This is a genomic window from Streptomyces sp. NPDC050674, from assembly GCF_040654575.1.
In the GTDB taxonomy this organism is placed as follows: Bacteria; Actinomycetota; Actinomycetes; order Streptomycetales; family Streptomycetaceae; genus Streptomyces.
Genome location: NZ_JBFAIG010000001.1, coordinates 1 through 20,950, shown reverse-complemented (window position 1 = coordinate 20,950; position 20,950 = coordinate 1). Strand labels below are relative to the sequence as shown.

Genomic DNA, 20,950 nt, shown 5'->3' with positions numbered 1-20,950 from the left:
CGTCGGCTGAGGGCTACGCCCCCTGTCCGCCGCGCAGTTGCTCGTAGTACGCCAGGCAGGCCTCGTACGACGGGAGCAGTCCGCGCCGCTCCGCCTCCGCGAGGGTCGGGGCCTGTTCGTCCTTCGGGGACAGCAGCGGGGTGATGCCCTCGGGCCACTCGATCCCCAGGGCCGGGTCGAGCGGGTGGATGCCGTGTTCACGGTCCGGGGCGTAGCCCTCGGAGCACAGGTAGACCACCGTCGCGTCGTCCGTGAGGGCCATGAAGGCATGACCGAGGCCCTCCGCCAGGAACATCGCGTGCCGTGTGTCGTCGTCGAGCCGTACGGCCTCCCACGCCCCGTAGGTGGGGGAGCCCACGCGGATGTCGACCACCACGTCCAGTACGGCACCGCGGACACACGTGACGTACTTGGCCTGGCTGGGCGGCACGTCCGCGAAGTGCACGCCCCGCAGTACACCCCGCTTGGAGACCGAGCAGTTGGCCTGCGCAAGGGACAGGTCGCGGCCCGTCGCCTCGCGGAACTCCGCACCGCGGTACCACTCGTGGAAGCTGCCCCGGTCGTCCGGGAAGACCTTGGGCTCCAGAACCCAGGCGCCCTCTATCCCCAGGGGTCGCATGCCCTCACCGTCCTCCGTTCCTGATACGGGAATCGACCTTCCGGCGCGCGGCACGCAGCACCCGTCGCGCCCGCCGGGCCAGTCGCAGCGCCACGCCCGGTCCCGGCACCGGCGTCACCAGCACGCTCCCGCCACCGGCCCGCAGCGCGAACGGCAGACCGGCGAAGCGGGCCTGCTCGGCACCCGGGTTCAGGCACACGGCCACCCGCCAGACATCGCCCGACAGCTCCTGCTCGGCGGGCAGATCGGCGGCCAGCACCGAACCCGGCCGGTCATCGCGGGGGGAGAGGGTGCCGGGCGTCTCCAGGATGCGGCGGGAGGAGACGAACCTCAGCCGCACCCGGGTCTCGCCCGGGACGTGCACCGGCAGCAGGACCCGGAACCGGCCCTCGGAGACGGTGACGTCCCCCAGCTGCACACGGCCGAGCCCGAGCCGCTTGCCGTGCGCGCCGAGCTCCAGGGAGAGGTTGCCGTGCGGTGCCGTCCAGTACGGCAGGACGGGGCGGTCGCCGACCACTCCCGCACCCGGCGTGGAGCGGTCCTCGGGCGGCACCGGGCCCAGCCGGCACTCCTTGGTCCAGCCGCCCGACTTCACCCGGACGAGTGCGTCCCAGGCGCCGTCACGCGGCAGGGCGGCCGGGTCGACGGTGGCGGTGGCCCGCAGGACCAGCCGGACCTCCTCGCCGTCCCCGACGGGCACGCTCTCGCGCGTGAACCGCACCGGCTGGAAGTACTGGGCGGCGCTGGAGCGCTCCCGCAGCAGCAGGTCGGCGGTGGCCTGTCCGAACCGCGCGGCGGTCTCCGAGGCCACCCAGCGCACCGCCGCGGGCACGTCCTTCGGCACATCCGTCAGCGGCGTGGACTCGGCGGCGGCGGGGAACGGCATCGGCTCGCCGCCGGACAGGTACTCGGCGGTGAAGCCGATGGTGAGGGAGCCGTCGCGCCACTCGATGTCCCCGGGGGTCGCCTTGGGGGCGACACCCGCCTCCCACTCCGCGAAGGCCACCACGTCGTCGTACCGGTCGGCCGCCGTCAGCGCGGCGATGACCTGCTGTGTCGGCTGAAGACCGGCGGCCACCCCCGGCCCGAACCGCTCGACGACGACCTTGTGGATCTCCCTGAACAGCTCCCTGCGGTAGTCGTCGGGCAGGTTCAGCAAGCGCCGCGCCCGCAGCCGCTCGACCATCTCCACGCGCAGCCAGCGCCGGAACAGCCGGTCGCGCACCGGACCGGGCTCCGTGTACCGCTCCACGACGTCGAGAGCCTCGCGGAGGTTCGCGAAGTAGCCGACCGGGTCGAAGCGCTCGAAGCCGGCGTTGGAACCGTCCTCGCGCCGGAGGTGGTAGTAGCAGACGTAGTCGCTGAGCACGGAGACGTTCTCCGCGCGCAGGTACGCCTCGGCGATGAAGACGTGGTCCTCCAGGCGCCGCCTGCCCTCGGGGAAACGCAGACCGATGCGGTCCAGGAAGGCCCGGCGGACCATCTTGTGCGGGGTGAGGCTGTCGATGAGCGGGGTGTTCTCGACGGTGGCGCGCGGGTGGTTGCGGCGGAACAGCTCCACCGGCACCCCGCGGCCCTTGCCGGCCATCTTGCCGACGATCACGTCGGCGCCGTTGGCCACGCCGTAGTCGTACATCCGCTCCAGGGCCTCGTCCCCCAGGTAGTCGTCGTTGTCGACGAACATCACGAACTCGCCGCGGGAGGCCTCGATGCCGACGTTGCGGGGCTTGCCCGACCAGCCGGAGTTCTCCTGGTGGATGACCCTCATCCGGGGGTCCTCGGCGGCGAGCCGGTCGAGCCGGGCCGGGGTCTCGTCGGTCGAGCCGTCGTCGACGAAGATCACCTCGAACTCGTCGGGAGGCAGCGACTGCCGCTGCAGCGAGGAGATGCAGTCCTCGATGTAGATCCCCGGGTTGTACACGGGGACGATGACGCTGACCTTGACCGGCATCGGGTTTCCGGGCCCCTTCGGGTCGCTCGCCGTAGACGTCCTGTTGTACTGCGTGTTGCCCGATGCTAACCCGCTCGGCGAGCTCGCCTCACCTTTCGAGACCTCGCCGTGATCATCTCGGCGGCACGGCAACTGAGCTGCACTGTCTGTCTGTTCGCGGTCAAGCGGGTCGGAGGCGGCAGCGTGCGGCGGCGCCTAGGCTGAGGAGGTGCGCCTGCTTTTCATGTCGGATACTCACCTGCCCAGGCGGGCCAGGGAACTGCCCGCCCCGCTGCTCGCCGAACTCCCACGCGCCGACGTGGTGTTCCACGCCGGGGACTGGGTCGACGCGGCCACCCTCGATCTGCTGGAGGCCCGCAGTCGCAGGCTCGTCGCCGTGTACGGCAACAACGACGGGCCGGAGCTGCGCGCCCGGCTGCCCGAGGTGGCGTACGCCGAACTGGGCGGGGTGCGGTTCGGCGTGATCCACGAGACCGGCGCCAAGCAGGGCCGGGAGCAGCGGTGCGCCGCCCGCTTCCCCGGCCTGGACGTGCTGGTCTTCGGCCACAGCCACATCCCCTGGGACACCACGGCCCCCTCCGGCCTGCGCCTGCTGAACCCGGGCTCGCCGACGGACCGCCGCCGTCAGCCCCACTGCACGTACCTGACCGCCACGGTCGCCGAGGGGCTGCTCACGGACGTGGAACTGCACCGGCTGCCGCCCCGCCCGCCGCGCTGAAACGCCCCGGCTGTGCGCGTGACATGATCGCCGCATGGGGCAGGACGACGGATACCTCCTGGACAACCGGCAGGCCGAGGCCGGTACGCGCTTCGACGCGCTGTCGGCCCTCTTCGACGCCTCGACGTTCCGGCATGTCGAGGCGGCCGGGATCGCCGAGGGGTGGCGCTGCTGGGAGGTCGGGGCCGGCGGGCCGGGCGTCGCGGCCTGGCTGCGCGAGCGCGTCGGGCCCACCGGGCGTGTGCTCGCCACGGACATCGACGTGTCCTGGACCGCCGCGGCCGCCACCGAGGGCGTCGAGGTGCTGCGGCACGACGTCGGCCGCGACGCCCCTCCGGCCGGTCCCTTCGACCTGGTGCACGCCCGGCTCGTCCTGGTCCACGTCACCGAGCGCGACGCCGCGCTGCGCGCCATGATCCAGGCGCTGCGCCCCGGCGGGGTGCTGCTGATCGAGGACGCCGACCCCGCGCTCCAGCCCCTGATCTGCCCGGATGAGCACGGTCCCGAGCAGGAGCGGGCCAACCGGCTGCGCACCGGCTTCCGCGAACTGCTGCGGCAGCGCGGCGCGGACCTCTCCTACGGACGCAGACTGCCACGGCTGCTGCGCGAGGCGGGTCTCGTGGAGGTCGAGGCCGACGCCTACTTCCCGATCACCTCGCCCGCCTGCGACGCCCTGGAGGCGGCCACCGTCCGGCAGGTACGGGACAGGCTCGTCGCCGCGGGTCTCGCCACGGACGAGGAGATCGACGCGCATCTCAGCGCCGTCGAGGCGGGACGCCTGGACCTCGCCACCTCGCCGATGATCTCGGCCTGGGGGCGCAGACCGGCGGGCGACGGCTCACGGCGGCTCAGCTAGAGTCCGCCCGCTCCTCGAACCCGGTGCTGTCGAAACCGGGCTCCAGTCGCACCCCGGTGGCGTTCAGGAAGTAGGCCACCATGTGGTACTGCCCCACCAGCAGAGTGATCTCGATCAGTTCGGCGTCGCCGAAGTGCTCGGCCAGACCCGCCCAGGTCGCGTCGGACACCCCGGCGTCACCGTGCAGCTCGTCCGCGGCGCGGATCAGGTGCCGCTGGAGGTCTGTCCAACCGGGTGCCTCAGGCCCTTCGCCGATGCGGTCGATGTCCGCGTCCGTGACGCCCGCCGCCCTGGCCAGGGGGAGGTGCCGCCCCCACTCGTACCGCGCGCCGGTGTTCCACGCGGTGCGCAGGATCAGTAACTCGCGCACCCGCGCGGGCAGGAGGCCCCTGCCGAGCAGCTGGCCGCCGAACGGCATGAACCGCTCGTACAGATCGGGATGGCGCACGAGCGTGGTGAAGATGTTCGGGATGCCGCCCTCGGGGTCGCGGGGGGCGGCGGCCAGCAGTTCCCGGGTTCGCGGGTCCCACTGCTTCTCGGGGAGCGGCTCCAGCCGCGGACGGGTGTCTCGGGCGGCTTGGTGACGCTGTGGCATGAGGGCCTCCAGTCTCCGATGGACTCGTCCCAGGAGACCGGCTGAACGCCTGCCCGTGAAGGGCCGGGAGCCGGTCGGCTCGGTTTCAGGGGGAGGCGCGCGGGTGGACCGCCCCCTCGGTCGCGGTGAGCGGCATGCCGGTGCCGCCCCAGCGCAGTGCCACGATCTCGGCGGCGACGGACACGGCCACCTCCTCGGGCGTACGGGCTCCGAGGTCGAGGCCGACCGGTGAGCGCAGCCGGGACAGCTCGCGTTCCGTGAGCCCGGCCTCGGCCAGCCGTGTCAGCCGGTCGGTGTGGGTGCGGCGGCTGCCCATCGCCCCGATGTAGGCGGCCGGACGGCGCAGCGCCTCGGTCAGCAGCGGCACGTCGAACTTGGGGTCGTGCGTCAGGACGCAGACGACCGTGCGCTCATCGGTGTGGGTCTCCCGCAGATAGCGGTGCGGCCACTGCGCGACCACCTCGACGCCCTCGGGGAAACGCCGGGGCGTCGCGAAGACCGGGCGGGCGTCGCAGACGGTGACGCGGTAGCCGAGGAAGTCACCGATACGGGCCACGGCCGCGGCGTAGTCGATCGCGCCGAACACCAGCATCCGCGGGGGCGGCGCGAAGGACTGGAGGAACACGCCTACGGAGTCCTCCCGGCGCTGCCCCTCGGGACCGTAGTGCCGCAGGTCCGTCGCGCCGACGGCGAGTTCGCCGCGGGCGTCGGCGGTCACGGCCGCGTCCAGGCCGCTCGACCCGAGCGTGCCGGTGGTCCGGTCCGGCCGGACGGCGAGCGCCGCCCCGCGCGGCGCCGGGCCGCCGGTCACCGTCGCCAGGGCGACCGGTTCACCCGCCGCGACCGAGTCCGCGAGCGCGCCGAAGGCGGGATCGCGCTCGGGCGTGACCGCCCGCACCAGCAGCGTGATCTCACCGCCGCAGGTCAGGCCGACCGCGAAGGCGTCCTCGTCGCTGTAGCCGAAGGTCTCCAGCCGGGCCTCGCCGCCCGCGGCGGCCTCCCGCGCCAGCTCGAACACCGCCCCTTCGACGCAGCCCCCGGACACACTGCCCACGACCTCCCCGTCCGGGCCCACCGCCATCGCCGCGCCCGGGTCGCGCGGCGCGCTGCGGCTGACCTGGACGACCGTCGCGAGCCCGAACGGAACGCCGGCCGCGTACCAGCGGCCGAGCACCGGGAGAACGTCACGCACGAGCCGCTCCTCTCCGTCGCGCACCCCTCCGGGTACCCCCGGCGGCGGTTAATTCCGTTGTGACCCTCCGTGCCGTTCTGCTGCACTGCACAGGAAGCGACGTCACCGAGTCCGAAGGAGCCCCGATGCGCACTGCGTGCATGTCCCCCCCAGCCAGGAACGGACCTCTCTGTGAAGGACATGACGCTTCGTGCACCTGCTCAACCTTGGAATTCTCGCCCATGTCGACGCCGGTAAGACCAGCCTGACCGAGCGGCTGCTCCATTCGGCCGGGGTGATCGACGAGATCGGCAGCGTCGACGACGGCAGCACCCGCACCGACACCCTCGCCCTGGAGCGCCGGCGCGGCATCACCATCAAGTCCGCCGTCGTCTCGTTCCCGCTCGACGGCGTGACCGTCAACCTCATCGACACCCCCGGTCACCCGGACTTCATCGCCGAGGTGGAACGGGTGCTCGGCGTGCTGGACGGTGTCGTCCTCGTGATCTCCGCCGTCGAGGGGGTGCAGGCGCAGACACGGGTGCTGATGCGGACGCTCCAGCGGCTGCGCATCCCCACCCTGCTCTTCGTCAACAAGATCGACCGCGGCGGAGCGCGCCACGAGGACCTGCTGCGGGAGATCTCGGCCCGGCTGACCCCCGCGATCGTGCCCATGGGGTCCGTCACCGGTCTCGGCACCCGCTCGGCCCGCTTCATCCCCGGGCCGGGGCCGGCCGCCGCCCTCGACGTCCTGACCGGGCAGGACGACGCCCTGCTGGCCGCGTACGTCGAGGACACCGTCACGGACGCCCTGCTGCACGGCTCCCTCGTCGCGCAGACCCGGGACGCGCTCGTCCACCCGCTCTACTTCGGCTCCGCCGCGACGGGCGCGGGGGTGGAGGCGCTCCTGTCCGGCGTCGAGACCCTGCTTCCGGCTGCCGACGGCGATGCCGGCGGTCCGGTGTCCGCCACCGTGTTCAAGATCGACCGGGGCCCGGCGGGGGAGAGGGCCGCCTACGCGCGGATGTTCTCCGGGACCCTGCGGGTGCGCGACCGGGTGCCGTTCGGAGCGGACGGTGCCGAAGGCCGGATCACCGGGATCAGCGTCTTCGGCGACGGCACGGACAGCAGGGAGGAGTCCGTCGCCGCCGGCCGGATCGCCCGTCTCACCGGGCTCGACGGCATCCGGATCGGGGACACGATCGGCGAACCCCGCAAGGCCTTCGAGCACTTCTTCGCCCCGCCCACCCTGGAGACGGTCGTCGTGCCCGGCCCGGGAGTGAACAGGGCAGCGCTCCACCTGGCGCTCACCCACCTCGCCGAGCAGGACCCGCTGATCGGCCTGCGCCACGACGAACGCCGCCAGGAAACCTCCGTCTCCTTGTACGGCGAGGTGCAGAAGGAGGTCATCCAGGCCACCCTCGTCGAGGAGTACGGCCTCGACGTCACCTTCCGTGAGACGACACCGCTGTGCGTGGAACGCCCCGTCGGCACCGGGCAGGCGGTGGAGTTCAACAAGGTGGACCCCAATCCGTTCCTCGCGACCGTAGGCCTGCGCGTCGACCCGGCACCGGTCGGCTCGGGCGTCGGCTTCCGGCTGGAGGTGGAGCTCGGATCGATGCCGTACGCGTTCTTCAGGGCCGTCGAGGACACCGTGCGGGAGACGCTCGACCAGGGGCTGCACGGCTGGCAGGTCACCGACTGCGTGATCACCATGACGCACAGCGGCTACTCGCCCCGGCAGAGCCATGCCCACCAGGGGTTCGACAAGAGCATGTCGAGCACGGGGGCCGACTTCCGCGGCGTGACGCCACTGGTGCTGATCGAGGCGCTGCGGCGGGCCGGGACGCGGGTCCACGAGCCGATGCACCGCTTCCGCATCGAGGCTCCCGCCGACACGCTCGGCGCGCTGCTGCCGGTCCTCGCCGGGCTGGCGGCCGTACCGGAGACGACCCGCAACCGGGACGACCGCTGCGTCCTGGAGGGCACCGTGCCGGCCGCCCAGGTGCACGCGCTCGAACAGCGGCTGCCGGGACTGACCCGTGGTGAGGGGGAGTTGGAGAGTTCTTTCGCCCATTACGCCCCGGTCACCCACGGCACGCCTCCTGAGCGTCCGCGCACCGATCACAACCCGCTGAACAGGAAGGAGTACTTGTTGAACGTGACACGAAGGGTGGGCGGCTGAGGTGTGGGCGTCGGCCGAGCGGGAACTTACTCCAGAGTCAGGGGTGTTGACGGTGTCCTGATATCGCCGGACTGTAGTGGACATGCCGACTATCCGAGCGCGTCTCCTGGTCGTCCTGATCGTCCTCTTCGGTTCCGTGGCGGTGGCGGGCGTCCCGCCGGCCACCGCCACGCCCCCTCCCGACGCGCTCTGGTTCGACGACCCCACCGTCACTGTGCGGGACGGCCGCTTCACCGACGCCCACGGCCGTGAGATCGTGCTGCGCGGCTACAACGTCTCCGGCGAGACCAAACTCGCCGAGAACAAGGGCCTGCCCTTCGCGTCGGTCGCCGACGCCCGCACGTCGGCGACCGCCCTGCGCGCCCTCGGCGGCGGCAACACCGTCCGCTTCCTGCTCTCCTGGGCCTACGCCGAGCCCCGGCGCGGCCAGGTGGACACCGCCTACCTGGCCGCCGCCACCGACCAGATGAAGGCCTTCCTCGACGCCGGCATCCGCGTCTACCCCGACTTCCACCAGGATCTCTACTCCCGGTACCTCTTCGACGACGACAGCTGGTACACCGGCGACGGCGCACCCCAGTGGGCGGTGGACGCCGGGAACTACCCGGACGAGTCCTGCGGGATCTGCCTCTTCTGGGGGCAGAACATCACCCAGAACGAGGCCGTGAAGCGAGCCGCCCACGACTTCTGGCACAACGCGCACGGCGTGCAGGACGCCTTCCTCGCCACCGCCGAGAAGACCATGGCGTACGTGCGGCAGCACCTGGACGCCGACCGGTTCAAGGGCATCGCCGGCTTCGACCCCTACAACGAGCCGCACGCGGGTGCTTACGACTCGGGGCAGACCAGCCGTGCCTGGGAGAAGGACGTGCTCTGGCCGTTCTACGAGAAGTTCCGGGCCCGGATGGACGCGGCCGGCTGGCGGGACAAACCGGCCTTCGTGGAGCCCAACCTCTTCTGGAACGCCAACCTCGACTTCCAGCGTCAGGAGGGCGGCCTGCTGGACGCCGGGAATCTCGGGCCGCGCTACGTCTTCAACACCCACTTCTACGACCAGAAGGCCATCTCCGGCGTCTTCATGTGGGGCAAGGCGGCCGACGGCCAGTACGCGGGTGACTTCCGCACCGTCCGGGACCGGGCCGCCGCCGCGCAGACGGCCGCCGTGGTCAGCGAGTTCGGACACCCCCTGGCCGGATCCGTGTCCGACAAGGCGCCGACCGTCCTCAAAGCGATGTACCAGGCCCTCGACTCCCGCCTCAAGGGCGCCGACTGGTGGTCCGACCCGGGCGCCTCGGGGCCCGTGCTCTCGGGCTCGCAATGGCAGTGGGACATCTACAACGGCCGCCACCACGAACTGATGAACGGCAACCCCGACAAGGTGCTCACCACCGGCGACGCCTGGAACGACGAGGACCTGTCCGCCGTACGCCTCGACGACGCGGGCAAGCCGGTGCTGCGCCAGGACGCCCGGCTGCTGGACCGCCTCTACCCGAGCGCCACGGCCGGCGAGACCGTCGGCTTCACCTACGAGGACCGCTCCCGGGACGGCTCGGCGACCCTGACCTGGAACCCGGTCCCCGCCTCCCTGCCGAGCGTGCGGCAGCTGGTGGGATCCGGCCAGTACGGGCTGCTGCTGTGGCGCTCGGACGGCGGCCCGGCGCCCACGGAGTTGCACCTGCCGGCGAGCTTCCCCACCGCGTCCACCACGGTCGTCTCCGACCTGGACACGGTCCACGGCCCACCGGCCTACACGGCGGCGACCCCGGTCGGCGTGGCGCGGGAGCCCGGCGGCACGGGAAGCCGCCGCCTGCTGCTCACCGCGCCGGACTCGGGCGTCCTGCACTACGCGCTGGTGACCAACGGGGCGACGGCTCCCTCGGCGGAGCTGCTCGCCGAGGCCCGTTCCGAACTGACGGCGTGGGCGGCGAAGAAGGTGGACCCGAAGAGGGTCAACTAGCCGGCGGGCTCGTCCAGTCGGCCGCCACATGGCCGAGCCGGACGCGCTGCGGGTGGTCACCGACCGGCACGGACACGACCTTCTTCCCGGTGGCGAAGTCGATGGCCGTGACCTGGTCGGTGCCGCTCTCCGAGACCACGCAGGACCTGCCGTCACCACTGACCGTGGCCCAGTAGGGCTTGGAGGCGGTGACGAGCGGGCCCTCCTGGAGGGTGGCGCGGTCGACGACGGTGGCGTAGTCGTCCATGGTGCCCGCGACACACAGCTTGCGCCCGTCCGGGCTCATCGAAATGCCGTGGTGGCGCGAGTCGTTGACGAAGGTCGTGCGGTCGTCGCCGGTCGCGGGGTTCTTCGGCAGGGTCTTGGTGCGGGTGATCTTGTCGGCCTCGATGTCGTACTCGAAGAAACCGTTGAAGAAGGAGACCTGGAAGTACAGCTTCGACTCGTCGGGCGAGAAGACGGCCGGGCGGACCGCGTCGGAGTAGTCCTTGAGGCCGAGCGCGTCGAGTTGCGGGCGCATGTCGATGACCTTCACCTGCTTGAACGTCGTGGCGTCGACGACGGTGATGCGCCGGTCACCCTTCGTCCAGTCCAGCCACGGGGCGTCGGTCTGCGTGTTCACGTCCCCGATCGCCATGTTGTAGATGTACTTGCCGTCCCGCGTGAAGATGTTCTCGTGCGGCTTGTCGCCGGTACCGAACCTGCCCAGTTCCTTGCCGGAGACGATGTCCAGCACATGGACGGTGTTCGAGGTCGACGCCGACACGGCGACCCGCTTGCCGTCGGGGGAGACCGCCATGTGGTCGGATCGGTAACCGGACACGGGGAAGCGCCAGTTGAGCTTGCCGGAGGCGAGGTCGATCGAGACGACGTCGGCGAAGCTCGGCCGGGACACGACCACCGACCTCCCGTCCGGCGTGGAGTACATGTCGTCGACGAACTGGTCGTGGCCCTCGCCGACGCTGTTGCGGATCGCCATGAAGTAGATCCACTTGATCGGATCGGCGTTGATCACAGCCATCCGCTCGTCCTTGTCGGGGACGACGTCGATCCGCCCGATCTTCGCGAAGTCACCGGAGGACCGTATGACGTCGGCGGTGCCTTCCCAGTTGTTTCCCACGAACAGCACCTCGCGCAGCGCGGCGGAGGAGCCGGGGGCGGCCGCGGTGGCGGTGGCGGTCAGGGCGAGGGCTGCGGCTATGGAGCACAGGTGCCGGCGTCGGAAGACGGGCATGACTGCTCCCCTCTCTGCTGTGGGGTGAGCGGCGTGAGTGGGACATGCCAAAGCTGGGCGCGCGAAACTCTGAACACAGGTGCTTTCAGAGCGAACTTACTGCAAAGTAAGGAAGGGGCGGCTCCTCCACAAGACCGCGGGCACGACAAAATCAGTGTTCGAACGACGAAAGGAGAGCCGGTGCCGGGCAGACTCAGAGCGCCGACCGGCCGCTACGGCGGCAAGACCGCCGAGGAACGGCAGGCCGAGCGGCGCCGTCGGTTCCTCGACGCCGCCCTCCAGCTGTTCGGCGACACCCCCGGCTTCCGCTCCACCACGGTCGCGGCGCTCAGCGAGACGGCCGGGCTGTCCACGCGCCAGTTCTACGAGGAGTTCCGCACGCTCGAGGACGTCCTCGCCGCGCTGCACCTCCAGGTCAACGGCTGGGCCGAGGCGGCGGTGCTGGAGGCGGCAGTGGGCGCGGCGGACCTGCCGCTCGTCGAACGCGCCACCGCGATATTCCGCGCCTACGCCGGGAACGTCGCGGCCGATCCGCGCCGGATCCGCATCACCTTCGTGGAGATCATCGGCGTCAGCCCGCGCCTGGAGGAGCAGCGGCTCGCCCGCCGGGCCGGCTGGGTCGACCTCATCTGCGCCGAGGCCGACGCCGCCGCCGCACGCGGAGAGGCCGCCCCCCGCGACTACCGCCTCGCCGCGACGGGCTTCATCGGCAGTGTCAACGGCCTGCTGCACGACTGGAGCGCCGGCTGGGTCGACGCGACCCTCGACGAGGTCGTCGACGAACTGGTCCGGCAGTTGCTGGGGATCCTGTGGCCGCCGGGGTGGAAGCCGGAGGGGTGAGGCCGGGGACCGGGGGCTTCTCCGGTCACCGCTGACCGTTCCGTCCCCTTGCCGAGTGGGCGGTCGGCGGGGGCCGGCCACGCAGGCTCGCGTCCAGTCCAGGGCGTCGGCCGCCTGCGACTGGCGAGCAGGAACGGTCGGGGGTTGGACCGGCGGTCGGCGACGCTGGAGTACGTCGCCTGGTTCGTGGCTGACCGGGGCGGGACGGCACATCCTGGCGCAGGTCACGGAGCCGGCTGCGGCTGCCTCCTCATGCCCGGGACGGTGACGTTCACCTGCCGCCCGGCGAGCACCTCAGCAAGATCAATCTCAGCGGCGCTTTCTGTGCCTCAACATGAAGCGTGCCGCGAAGTTCAAAGGATCCCGACCGCAGTGAAGGCCGCTTCGACTGCGGCGACCTTGAAGGTCAGCTGGTTTGCGGGCAGTACTCGGAACAGAGTCCGCGCGCTGGCCACGACCGCGCGTCGGCTGTCTGTGAACTGCGAGGTTCGCGATAGGCGCTGCGTGAGGGCCAGATAGAACATGGCCGCCACCTCGGCTGGGCTCAGTTTGAGTGAGCCGTCGTCGGCCTGTGCGGTGAACAGGTGGAAGGCCGCCTTGTTGTGGATCCCGCTGTTGACGTGCACCCCGCCCCAGTCACCAGCCTGGGTGTTGGGCAGCACGCGGAACTGATCCATGTGCGCCGGCTGCCTGAACCGAGGCGGGTCCGACAGGTCACGGAACGGCTTGTCCCCGGGCAGGAGGTTCTCACCCAGCAGCCAGTCCCAGGTGCGGGGATCCTCCTTCCCTGAGTTGGCGACGATCGTTCCGAAGATGTCGGAGTAGGACTCGTTGAGGGCCCCTGACTGGAATGCGTACTCCAGACGTGAGGTGTGGTCCGTGACACCGTGGAACATCTCATGCGCCACCACATCGATATTGGCGGACAGAGAGCGTAGTTCGACTCCATGCAGCACTTGGCCATACACCATCTGCCGGCCGTCCCAGAAGGCGTTGATCCATTGCTTGAGGCCGGGACTGCTGTCGGCGACGACGCAGTTGATGGTCGACCGCATGGGACCACCTCGTCCGTCGATGTTGTCCCGCCGCAGCACCTTGCGCAGAAACTCGGATACCGCGACGGCATTGGCGTGGGCGCTGACGGCGCTCGGTGTCCAGGTCGGCGGATTGGTGATGAGGGCACCCGGCAGCCGATCACGGTCGACGGAGGGGTCACCGAAGTTGAAGCCGAAGGTTTGCACGTTGTGGATGGGGTCGTCCATGACCAGGCTTTCGCCTTGCCGTGAGACGAGGAAGGTGCGCTTGACGTCGAAGCTGTCGGTCGCCGTCTGCTCTTCACCAGTGGTCATGCTGGGTGTGCGCGGCAAGACGGATACGACGTGCCCGTCGTGAGCGTCCACCACGTAGTCGACGAACCGGGGCGGCTCGAATGTGCTTTCCTGGCCCAACTGAGACTCAACTGTGTGGTCCACGGTCACCGGCACGTCTTCGAGGATGTACACGAGCCGCCAGCGAGACGCGGTAGCGTCGAAGTAGTGGTTCAGGCGAGGAACCACACCGGCCAGGACGGGTACATAACCATGCGGCGCGGTGGCGGCGGCTGCCAGGGCGTCGCTCGCCGAGACGGTGGCGACCGGGTCGACCTCCTGGGGCTCGCCGAGAGCTGAGTCGATGCCGATCAGAGCGTTGGCCTTGTCGAGTTCTACAGTCACCAGTGAGCCGTAGACCGGGATGTCATTCAGCGTCTGACGGAACTTCACCGTGCGGGTGTCGGTGAGCGGGATCGTCTCCGTGCCGATCGTCTTGAACCGGCTGGTGACTCCGTTCGCCACCGGAGCACTGAAGGACGGCACCGTCGCGCTTGCCAGGGCCTGGTCGAGGTAGCGACGCGCCGCCATCTCAGGATCGAGGTCGCGCTCACTTTCGAGCCCCTCCGGCCTGACGCTGGGGCGTGCAGCTTGCTCCTCCTGCAATTGCGCGATGGTGCGGGACGACGACGCGTCGAATGTGTGCAACGAGAAGCTGCTCAGACCATTGTCTGCGGCTTGTTGGTTGGGCATGACCTTATTCCTTACGGAGCAGGGTGTGGGGTTTCGCGAAAAAACTCGCTTTCGACGAGGTGCAGCGTATGCAGATGCAGGGGCTGGAGCGATACCCGGAAACCGACCGGGGTTGCCATCGCCCTCTCTGCCGCGCTCTCACTCACCAACGGGCGGTGGGCGAGGGGGGCAGGGCGCTGTGCCATCAAACGCCGGGAGCCGTCCGAAGCCGATAACCTCGAGGCTCCCAGCCTGCGGGTCAGGTGAGGTTGATCGTGGACGGGCGAGGCGGTCCCGATGGATCGTCAAACAGCGACTGCGGGTCGGAGGGTGACCCGTGGTCGAGGATAATCGCGCCGGTGACCTCGCTCGACCGGACCGCGTGATCGCCGATATTCAGCATCCTCGTCCGCCGTCCAGGCCCGTGACAATTTCTCTGCCATAACGCACCTCTTCTTCCTCGGTCGAGACTGCGTCAAAACGGGCGAGTTGCGAGCGGAACTCCGTATGTCCAAATTAGGTTCAGCGCATCCGCGTCGCATCTTGAACCTGCGATCAAGGCCGTAGCGTCGATGAATTCCCCGGGCATCGCGACAGGGGATGGGTGCCGTGTGCTGCCTCCCCATGAATGTTTGACACTTCGACGATTTCACCTCTTGATGTTTGAATGGCGGATGATTTCAGTATCGCCAATTCTGAGATGCAACTGGACTGCGATGTGCTTAGCATGAAAGGCACTGTCCGAACCGCATTCGGCACCGAAGTGTCACCGCCTGCATATGCGAAAGGTTGGCAAATCATGCCGCCCAGTAGGAGCATGGCTCTGGACTCAGATAAAGATGTGGTTGGCTACACTAGATCCTCATGGTGGCAGCGTACCGTTGCGCACATAGCAGAACTCCAGTGTCAGCTCAATCGAATCAGGTCACTCAAGCCTCAAGGGCTTGCGCCACATGAAGGGGAAATCGCAGCCAAGATAGAAACGCATCTCAATGCTGCGCGGCAGGCGGCAGACCGCAAAAAGAATCTTTGGTCGATAATTTCTGGAGCTGACATCGACCGGGCGTTCGCTAATATACACCGGGCAGAAATCAAGATCCTTCGCCTCGTTCCCAAGGAAGAGCTCAGTGAATGGGGGCCATTCGTACTCGCAAACGCCCGGCAGCATTTGGGCAGCGAAGATCCCCGCCGCGACAAATTGGAGAAGCAGCTCCGTAACAACGGCCATAAGCTCACCGAAGACTTGCGTGAGCTCGCTGTCACTACGCTGCTAGCTGCGCAGATGGTAGAAGAAAAGGAGCGGGCGAAGGCTCGGAGCTTTCGAAATATATTGCTTGCGTCAGTAATAACGACAACGGTTATTTCTGGCCTGTTCATCCTTTGGGGCTTTTTGTCGCCATCCTCGATTGCGTCGAACATTTGCTTCACTCCAGACCCCGCCAAACCTAAGATCTGCCCGATCGGGCGCTCGGAAACGGGTCAGGACGTCTTGCTTGTCATGGCATTCGGATCAGGTGCGGCAGCCTTCGCGGCGGCCGTTTCCTTGAAAAGTATTCAAGGGACGTCCACCCCGTATTCAGTTCCCTTGATGCTGGTACTACTTCGAATTCCGGTCGGCGCCTTGGCTGCCCTCATGGGCCTTGTTCTGATCCATGGTGGATTTATTCCAGGTCTTTCGAATCTGGATAGCGCACCGCAGATTATTGCATGGGCAGTCCTGTTCGGAATTCTGCAAGAGAGCGTCACACGGCTGGTAGATCGACAGGGCAAGGACGTCTTGAATAACATACGTGGAGCCGAACGCGGGTTCGAGGCGAGCTCAACAAGAAAAGGATGACGAGAACCGAACTCGCGCTCCCCACGTCCAGGAGCGCGGGGCGTACAGCTCCCGGTCCACCGCCGCGTGCCCGCGCTCGCCGGCGTAGACGAGGCAGACCGCGACCTGGGAGTTCTCGATCCGTCCAGCCGTTTCGGTGTACCGGCGCTGAACCCCGACCGTGTGGCTGCCCTTCGTCACGTCGCCGGACTCGTCGACCACCAGGACCGCGGCCTCGTCATACAGGTGCTCGACGACGTAGTCGCGCACGTCACCACGGACCGCGTCGGCGTCCCAGACGGCCCGGCACAGCAGATGCTGCATGCCGTGCGGGCTGGCCTCCCCGGCCCACTCCGCGATTGTCCAGCAGTTATTCCTCGGCAGATCCGACAGCAGGCCCAGCACCAACCGCCCGGCCCGCAGCCGTCGTTCGACCCGGGCGATCCGGCCCGCGATCCGGCCCATGGCCACCTCGAACGCCTCCCGCCAACGGTCGGGATCTGTGCTGTGACCTGCGGCCACCGTCTCATCGTGACCGAAAGGCGGGCGGGTCTGTCCTAGCGGCCGGCCGTCCACTCGCGGCGGAGGAGACCGAAGACCCAGGAGTCGGAGACGTCGCCGTTGACGACGCAGTCCTCGCGGAGGGTGCCTTCGCGGACGAATCCGAGCTTCTCCAGTACCCGGGCGGACGCCACATTGCGTGTGTCGGTCTCGGCCTGGACGCGGTTGAGGTCCAGGGTGTCGAACGCCCACCGCAGGACGGCGTGCGCGGTCTCCGTGGCGTAGCCGTGGCCCCAAGCGGTGGCATCGAAGACGTAGCCCAGGGACGCGCTGCGGAAGTCTGGGTTCCAACTGGTCAGGCCGCACCAGCCGATAAACGCGCCGTTGGAGACGCGGTCGACGGCCACCCGCGCTCCCGTGCCTTCCTCCTCGATCGTCCGGCAGGTCGCGATGAAGCGCTGGGCGCGGGCCGGTTCGGTCCACGGCGGGGAGTCCCAGTAACGCAGCACGTGAGTGCTGCTGTGCAGCGCGTAGAGCGACGCCGCGTCGGCGTCGGTGAACGGCCGCAGTCGCAGGCGGGCGGTGTGCAGCTCGGGGGTGGGCAAGGTCATGGGGAGCATCCTGCCGCGTCACCCTCGCCCTCGACCATCCGTTTATCTGGACGGTTGGGGGCGCGTACGTCCGCGGCGAAGGCGGACGCTCCAGATGGGCGGTGAGTCCGCAGTGCCGTGCCGACCATCGCACCCGGCAGCAACCTCTCCGTGCCGGTGCTGCTGTCGAAACCCGTGAACATTTCGATTGCCTCTCGGATGGCGGCTGCCTCCCAAACTGGTGTACATCCGCTGCCCGTTCTCGGGTTCTGGCTCGCTTTCCGTGAAGCGCGCACGCTGAGTAAAGGCTGGTGCTCCGATCAGGTTCGGGGAAGCTGCCTGAAAATGACCAGGGCCAAAATCTTGGTGTGGTCGACAGTGCGGCGTCGTGGAAGAGACGTCGCCCCGTCTGGAGGGCCTGCTGTTACCGTCCGTCGCGGACGTGTCGGTGCTGTCGCTGGACGTGAGTCCCGAGGCAATACGCATCGACGTCTGCAGTACGGCGGCCGGGGCGGCATGCCCGGACTGTGGGAGCGAGTCGACCCGGGTGCACAGCTCTTACCTGCGGTTTCCTGCGGACGTTCCGAGTGGGGGACGTCTGGTGGTCCTCCAAGTGCGAGTCCGGCGGTTCTTCTGTCCGGAGTCTTCGTGTGCTCGGCGGACGTTCGCTGAGCAGATGCCGGGGCTGACTCGGGGGCACAGCAGGTGGATGGAGCGGTTACGGTCGACTCTCGCCGCGGTGGGACTCGCCCTCGCTGGCCGGTCCGGCGCTCGGATGGCCCAGACATTCGGGGTGTCCATCAGCCGCAGCGCGGTGTTGCGTCTGCTCAATGCATTGCCCGAACCCGAAGTTCCCGCCCCGCGGGTGGTGGGTGTTGATGAGTACGCCACACGCAAAGGACGGGTCTACGGCACGGTGCTCGTCGACGTCGAGCCCCGTCGGCCAGTCGAAATGCTGCATGACCGGGAAGCGTCCAGCCTGGCCGCATGGCTGGAGAAGCGTCCCGGGATCGAGATCCTCTGCCGGGACCGCGCGCCGTTCTTCGCGGAAGGCGCCACAGCCGGGGCACCCCAGGCGACGCAGGTCGCCGACCGCTGGCATCTGTGGCACAACCTCGGGGAGGCCGCTGAGCGGGCTGTCGCCCGCCACCGCCAGTGCCTTCGCGTCCTGGTCCCCGACCGCGAGGGGAAGGTCGATGAACCGGCGCCGCCCGAGGAGAAGGCGGACTCTCCATGGCGGAGCGAGCGGTTCGCCAACCGCGTCCGAGCCAGGCACGCCACGGTTCACGCGCTGCTGGAAGCTGGCCACACCCGCCGTTCCATCGGGCGTCAGCTCCACATGATCCACCGCACCGTCAAAAGCCTCGCCGACGCTGCGAGGCCGGAAGACCTCTTTCGCGGCCAGTGGCAGCACAACAGGACCTCCGTCCTCGACGAGTACAAGCCCTACCTGGACGAACGTTGGGACGAGGGCTGCACCAACGCCTGGGAGCTCTGGGAGGAGATCGTTCCCTTGGGCTATCGAGGCAGCTACGGCCGCGTCAGCGCCTACCTGCGAGAGAAGCGCACCTCACCACGGCCGGTCACCGCGCAACCGCCGGCACCCCGCGTGGTGACGAGATGGATCCTCAACCGACCCGAGACGCTGACCGAGATCGAACAGCTCCGGCTCAAGGCCGTCCTGGCCAACTGCCCTGAACTCGACGCCCTTACCGGTCACGTCCGGTCCTTCGCCGAAATGCTCACCGAGCGGCAGGGGGAACGGCTTCCGCAGTGGCTCGACGCCGTCCGCCAGGACGACCTTCCCAGCCTCCACACTCTCGCGGCGGGCATCGACCGAGACCGCGACGCCGTCATCGCCGGCCTGACCCTGCCCTGGAACTCCGACGTCGTCGAAGGACACGTCAACCGGATCAAGATGCTCAAGCGCCAGATGTTCGGTCGCGCTGGCTTCGCACTGGTCCGCAAGCGGATCCTCCTCGCCCCGTGACCGATGTCAGTTGCTTTTGGAACCATGTCTGCGTCCGAGACAGCCGTATCAGGAGCCATGCATGGGAACGTGGGGAGCCGGCCCGTTCGACAGCGACCTCGCCGCAGACTTCGTCGATGAACTTGCGGGACTTCCCCACCAGCAGGTCATTGACGTGCTGGGGCGGGCATTCGAGCGTGTCACCGACTCGGGAGAACGCGTCGACGGCGGAGACGGGGCCGAAGCCGTTGCCGCTGGCGCTCTCGTCGCCAGCACCCTCCCGGACAGCCCCATCGTGATCGACCTAGACGACGGCCCCAGCGAACCGCTGCCCACACTGCCAGCCTCCCTTCGCGCGTCGGCGAGACTCGCACTGGACCTGGTTCTCCAGGACGGATCAGAAATGGCAACCGGCTGGGTGGATAGCTCCGAGGCCGATCAGTGGCGCCAGGAAGTGCGACAGATCATCCAAGCACTCGAAGCACCCGATGATCACTAATCGTGACCGCTTCACGGAAGTCGTGCCAGAACCCGTACTCGTGGACAGAACCACTCCTGTCAGTCCCGGACGAGACAGAACGGGTGACCTGCCGGATCAGCGTCGCCCAGCCGTCGCCGAGCGACCACCGCGGATCCGGCTGGTTCACCACGCCGCCGAGAAGGGACTGGTAGAACCGGGACAGCTCAACGACATCGGCACAGTCCAACACCACACACTGCAGCTTCGCGATCACGAAGGGCAGCGTCTCACGACACCTGATCATGATCTACGGCTGGAGTATGAGCGCCGGCGGCTGCGGATTTGCGGGCTCCGGCCCTGCTTTAGGTGTTCCAAGCCGTCGCCGACACCACCAGCACCACCGCCACCAGCAGTGTGACCCCCAGCAGGGATCCGGCCAGCAGTCGTGCGCGCAGCCTGCGGTACCGCGCCTCGTACTCGCCGCGCAGTTCCTCTCCGCGCCGGGCCGTGCGCTGCCAGGAGGTCCGGGCCAGGGTCAGATGCTCCGCCGCGAACAGCGCCTCCATCTCCGCCCGTCGGGTCTCCGGGAGCCAGTCCAGCCCGGCCATCACTCGGGCCGCGGCCCTGCGAGCCTCCTCGCGTGCCGCTGCCGCGAGCAGATGGCCCTCGACCTCGTTGTGGAACGCCCGCAGATCGGCGGGTGGTTCGTCCGTCGCCGTCACCGGAGGGTCAGCTCCCGCTCGGCCGCCGCGACCTCGGCATGGTGCAGGTCGAAGGCGGGCGACTCGGAGCGGACCTTCGGCAGTGCCAGGAAGTTGTGGCGCGGCGGCGGGCAGGAGGTGGCCCACTCCAGGGAGCGGCCGTAGCCCCACGGGTCGTCGACGCCCACCGGCTTGCCGTACTTGGCCGTCTTCCAGACGTTGTAGAAGAACGGCAGCATCGACATCCCGAGCAGGAACGAGAAGACGCTCGACACCGTGTTGAGCGTCGTCAGCCCCTCCACCGCCAGATAGTCGGGGATCCGCCGCTGCATGCCCTCCGCGCCCAGCCAGTGCTGGACCAGGAACGTGCCGTGGAAGCCGGTGAACAGGGTCCAGAAGGTGATCTTTCCGAGGCGCTCGTCCAGCATCTTCCCCGTGAACTTGGGCCACCAGAAGTGGAAGCCGGAGAACATCGCGAACACCACCGTCCCGAAGATCACGTAGTGGAAGTGCGCGACCACGAAGTACGAGTCGGAGACGGCGAAGTCGAGGGGCGGCGAGGCCAGCAGCACACCTGTCAGCCCGCCGAACACGAACGTGATCAAAAAGCCCGTCGCCCACAGCATGGGCGTCTCGAACGACAGGCTTCCGCGCCACATGGTGCCGATCCAGTTGAAGAACTTCACACCGGTCGGGACCGCGATGAGGAACGTCATGAAGGAGAAGAACGGCAGCAGCACACCGCCGG

At 68.8% G+C, this 20,950-nt stretch carries 18 protein-coding genes and 1 pseudogene; 8 read left to right on the top strand and 11 right to left on the bottom strand.

The features are described 5' to 3' along the window. Positions 1–13: 13 nt before the first annotated feature. Entirely contained in the window at positions 14–619 is a 606-nt protein-coding gene (rfbC, locus tag AB0I06_RS00095) for a dTDP-4-dehydrorhamnose 3,5-epimerase (RefSeq protein ID WP_363116427.1), read from the bottom strand. A 4-nt stretch (positions 620–623) separates the two neighbouring features. Continuing rightward, on the bottom strand, positions 624–2,570 hold the full coding sequence (locus AB0I06_RS00090) for a glycosyltransferase (RefSeq protein ID WP_363116426.1): 1,947 nt from the start codon (positions 2,568–2,570) through the stop codon (positions 624–626). A gap of 208 nt (positions 2,571–2,778) precedes the next feature. On the opposite strand from AB0I06_RS00090, the gene AB0I06_RS00085 reads away from it, so the two are divergent. Both AB0I06_RS00085 and AB0I06_RS00080 read left to right on the top strand, forming a co-directional pair. Further along, a complete protein-coding gene (locus tag AB0I06_RS00085; RefSeq protein ID WP_363116425.1) occupies positions 2,779–3,288 on the top strand; it encodes a metallophosphoesterase in 510 nt (169 codons plus the stop codon). A gap of 34 nt (positions 3,289–3,322) precedes the next feature. Continuing rightward, the gene (locus tag AB0I06_RS00080; RefSeq protein ID WP_363116424.1) at positions 3,323–4,144 is read left to right on the top strand and encodes a methyltransferase domain-containing protein; all 822 of its coding nucleotides are present in this window, start codon (positions 3,323–3,325) and stop codon (positions 4,142–4,144) included. Here AB0I06_RS00080 and AB0I06_RS00075 read toward each other — a convergent pair. After that, positions 4,137–4,739 (bottom strand): carboxymuconolactone decarboxylase family protein, encoded by a 603-nt coding sequence (locus AB0I06_RS00075; RefSeq protein ID WP_363116423.1) that lies wholly within the window; start codon positions 4,737–4,739, stop codon positions 4,137–4,139. The two genes, AB0I06_RS00080 and AB0I06_RS00075, sit on opposite strands and share 8 nt — an antisense overlap. A gap of 85 nt (positions 4,740–4,824) precedes the next feature. Next, the gene (locus AB0I06_RS00070; RefSeq protein WP_363116422.1) at positions 4,825–5,931 is read right to left on the bottom strand and encodes an XdhC/CoxI family protein; all 1,107 of its coding nucleotides are present in this window, start codon (positions 5,929–5,931) and stop codon (positions 4,825–4,827) included. A gap of 190 nt (positions 5,932–6,121) precedes the next feature. Between AB0I06_RS00070 and AB0I06_RS00065 the strand changes: the two genes are divergently transcribed. Beyond that, a complete protein-coding gene (locus tag AB0I06_RS00065; protein ID WP_363116421.1) occupies positions 6,122–8,095 on the top strand; it encodes a translation factor GTPase family protein in 1,974 nt (657 codons plus the stop codon). Between the two features lie 82 nt (positions 8,096–8,177). Then, positions 8,178–10,052 carry a cellulase family glycosylhydrolase gene (locus AB0I06_RS00060; RefSeq protein ID WP_363116420.1) on the top strand — a complete coding sequence of 625 codons (1,875 nt, stop codon included), beginning with the start codon at positions 8,178–8,180 and terminating at the stop codon, positions 10,050–10,052. Here the strand turns inward: AB0I06_RS00060 and AB0I06_RS00055 are convergent. Next, on the bottom strand, positions 10,045–11,286 hold the full coding sequence (locus AB0I06_RS00055; RefSeq protein ID WP_363116419.1) for a YncE family protein: 1,242 nt from the start codon (positions 11,284–11,286) through the stop codon (positions 10,045–10,047). The two genes, AB0I06_RS00060 and AB0I06_RS00055, sit on opposite strands and share 8 nt — an antisense overlap. A 180-nt stretch (positions 11,287–11,466) precedes the next feature. Here AB0I06_RS00055 and AB0I06_RS00050 point away from each other — a divergent pair, with 180 nt between their 5' ends. After that, on the top strand, positions 11,467–12,126 hold the full coding sequence (locus AB0I06_RS00050; RefSeq protein ID WP_363116418.1) for a TetR/AcrR family transcriptional regulator: 660 nt from the start codon (positions 11,467–11,469) through the stop codon (positions 12,124–12,126). Positions 12,127–12,479: 353 nt separating this feature from the next. Here AB0I06_RS00050 and AB0I06_RS00045 read toward each other — a convergent pair whose 3' ends face one another. Next, a complete protein-coding gene (locus AB0I06_RS00045; RefSeq protein WP_363116417.1) occupies positions 12,480–14,186 on the bottom strand; it encodes a M4 family metallopeptidase in 1,707 nt (568 codons plus the stop codon). A 646-nt stretch (positions 14,187–14,832) separates the two neighbouring features. On the opposite strand from AB0I06_RS00045, the gene AB0I06_RS00040 reads away from it, so the two are divergent. Further along, positions 14,833–16,002, top strand: coding sequence for a hypothetical protein (locus AB0I06_RS00040; RefSeq protein ID WP_363116416.1), 1,170 nt, complete (start codon positions 14,833–14,835; stop codon positions 16,000–16,002). 24 nt (positions 16,003–16,026) lie between these two features. Here the strand turns inward: AB0I06_RS00040 and AB0I06_RS00035 are convergent. Together AB0I06_RS00035 and AB0I06_RS00030 are read right to left on the bottom strand one after the other, a co-directional pair. Next, positions 16,027–16,446: pseudogene (locus tag AB0I06_RS00035) on the bottom strand (transposase); the annotation flags it as partial. Positions 16,447–16,538: 92 nt separating this feature from the next. Then, positions 16,539–17,093: a GNAT family protein gene (locus AB0I06_RS00030; protein WP_363116415.1), complete on the bottom strand. Its 555-nt coding sequence runs from the start codon at positions 17,091–17,093 to the stop codon at positions 16,539–16,541. Between the two features lie 367 nt (positions 17,094–17,460). On the opposite strand from AB0I06_RS00030, the gene AB0I06_RS00025 reads away from it, so the two are divergent. Both AB0I06_RS00025 and AB0I06_RS00020 read left to right on the top strand, forming a co-directional pair. Next, entirely contained in the window at positions 17,461–19,062 is a 1,602-nt protein-coding gene (locus AB0I06_RS00025; protein WP_363116414.1) for an ISL3 family transposase, read from the top strand. 61 nt (positions 19,063–19,123) lie between these two features. Continuing rightward, positions 19,124–19,540 carry a DUF4259 domain-containing protein gene (locus tag AB0I06_RS00020; RefSeq protein WP_363116413.1) on the top strand — a complete coding sequence of 139 codons (417 nt, stop codon included), beginning with the start codon at positions 19,124–19,126 and terminating at the stop codon, positions 19,538–19,540. On the opposite strand, the gene AB0I06_RS00015 is transcribed toward AB0I06_RS00020, so the two are convergent. The 3 genes from AB0I06_RS00015 to AB0I06_RS00005 all read right to left on the bottom strand — a co-directional run. Continuing rightward, complete coding sequence (locus AB0I06_RS00015; RefSeq protein ID WP_363116412.1) at positions 19,506–19,775, bottom strand: VOC family protein; 270 nt, start codon at positions 19,773–19,775, stop codon at positions 19,506–19,508. The genes AB0I06_RS00020 and AB0I06_RS00015 overlap by 35 nt on opposite strands. A gap of 88 nt (positions 19,776–19,863) precedes the next feature. Beyond that, on the bottom strand, positions 19,864–20,223 hold the full coding sequence (locus AB0I06_RS00010; protein ID WP_363116411.1) for a hypothetical protein: 360 nt from the start codon (positions 20,221–20,223) through the stop codon (positions 19,864–19,866). Then, positions 20,220–20,950, bottom strand: a 731-nt coding sequence (locus tag AB0I06_RS00005) for a cbb3-type cytochrome c oxidase subunit I (RefSeq protein ID WP_363116410.1), incomplete at its 5' end; no start/stop codon positions are given. The genes AB0I06_RS00010 and AB0I06_RS00005, both read right to left, overlap by 4 nt.